Origin of the sequence: Shewanella abyssi, assembly GCF_023284025.1 — a bacterium.
Taxonomy (GTDB): Bacteria; Pseudomonadota; Gammaproteobacteria; order Enterobacterales; family Shewanellaceae; genus Shewanella; species Shewanella abyssi.
Genome location: NZ_JAKIKR010000138.1, coordinates 1 through 539 on the forward strand (window position 1 = coordinate 1; position 539 = coordinate 539).

Here is a 539-nt window from a genome sequence, read left to right on the forward strand (position 1 = left end):
GATAACCGTTAAACACTTAGTGCATAGTTCTACTGCTATTATTGTTAAATGGTGCAGCTATAAGAGCCCCTCTATCATTGCCAATAAGCAGTTACGATATGCAGAAAATGCGCTGCAATAACACTCCAGCTTGCCCAGCGAACTAGGGCGCAGAGTCGGTGAACCGCTGCTAAGTGGCTATATATCGATATCTTCAGATATTTGAAGTGCATCTTCAATTTCAATTCCAAGATAGCGAATGGTGCTATCAAGTTTAACGTGACCCAGTAATAGCTGGACTGCACGTATGTTCTTTGTTTTAGCGTAAATCAATGTCGCCTTAGTCCGTCTCATGGAGTGCGTACCCTATAATAATGGGTCAAAGCCCAACGCTTCTGCCCAGTGATTAATGATCTTAGCGTAGTTGCTATAACTCATCGGTTGATGAGCTCTTCTCGGGCTAGGAAAAAGGAAGTCCTGTGCCGCTAAATAAGTTTATGGTAATGGATGTAAGTTGAGCCAGTAATAAATGGCGGGTTTATGTTTCAAATAGGGAAGAT

At 42.3% G+C, this 539-nt stretch carries 1 pseudogene; it reads right to left on the reverse strand.

The features are described from left to right. Window positions 1–177: 177 nt before the first annotated feature. Window positions 178–468: pseudogene (locus L2755_RS22100) on the reverse strand (tyrosine-type recombinase/integrase); the annotation flags it as partial. Between the last annotated feature and the right edge of the window lie 71 nt (window positions 469–539).